Consider the following 971-nt stretch of genomic DNA (forward strand, 5'->3'; position numbering starts at 1 on the left):
TAACCTGAGTTCGGGATAAGGAAGGGGCAAAACAGATAGGGTGAAAGTGCTAACTTCTCATCCATCTGAAATTACCCCCATGCTTAGTCTAGAAGAACTGTTTTGCTCCGTCGATGATTTTTGCCAACGCTTTGAACCGCAGTGGGAGGGCCAACTGCTGGGAAATGGATTACAGCGACGCAAACGAGCGCGAAGCTTGACTCTAAGCGAGATCATGACGATTCTGATTGCCTTTCATCAATCGTGTTATCGGAATTTCAAAGCCTACTATCAAGAGAAAGTCCAGAAGCAGTGGTCAGCCGAGTTTCCAGAACTGGTGAGCTACAATCGCTTGATTGAGTGGATACCGAGCACGCTGATCCCACTTTGTGCCTACCTGCGCTCGTGTTTTGGCACCTGTAGCGGTATTAGTTTCATGGATTCCACCAGCCTCAAAGTCTGTCACAACCGCCGCATCAAGCAACACAAGGTGTTCAAGAACTTGGCGGCGCGGGGCAAAACGTCAGTCGATTGGTTCTTTGGCTTCAAACTCCATCTGGTCGTCAACGACCAAGGGGAATTACTCAACGTTATCATGACTCCTGGCAATACCGATGATCGCACTCCAGTGCCGCAACTGTTGCAGCAGCTTATTGGCAAAGTGTTTGCCGATAAGGGCTACGTGTCTCAAAAACTGGCGAAACAGTTGTTAGAAACTGCTGGTATCCAGTTGATTACCAAGCTCAAGCGCAATATGAAACAGCGCTTGATGCCTCTGACTGACCGTTTGATGCTGCGCAAGCGCTCGGTCATCGAAACGATTATTGATCAGTTGAAGAACATTTCTCAAATTGAGCATTCTCGGCATCGCTCTCCAGTCAACTGTTTTGTCAACATTATCTGCGGATTGATTGCCTATTGCCATCAACCGAAGAAGCCTGCGATTGCCATTGACTATAATTTGCTGCCTTCGCGTTAAACCGAACTGACGT

General features: G+C 47.9%; 1 protein-coding gene. It reads left to right on the plus strand.

Annotated features, from left to right (window positions below; all coding sequences use genetic code 11):
• Positions 1-79: 79 nt before the first annotated feature.
• A complete protein-coding gene (locus GS601_RS22650; protein ID WP_162425554.1) occupies positions 80-958 on the plus strand; it encodes an IS982 family transposase in 879 nt (292 codons plus the stop codon).
• The last annotated feature ends 13 nt before the right edge of the window (positions 959-971 follow it).

The organism is Myxacorys almedinensis A, assembly GCF_010091945.1.
Lineage (GTDB): Bacteria > Cyanobacteriota > Cyanobacteriia > Leptolyngbyales > Leptolyngbyaceae > Myxacorys > Myxacorys almedinensis.

What these genes read in the sequence shown, in the direction of transcription:
- GS601_RS22650 (WP_162425554.1), top strand. Translation starts at nt 80, where the DNA reads ATGCTTAGTCTAGAAGAACTGTTTTGCTCCGTCGATGATTTTTGCCAA.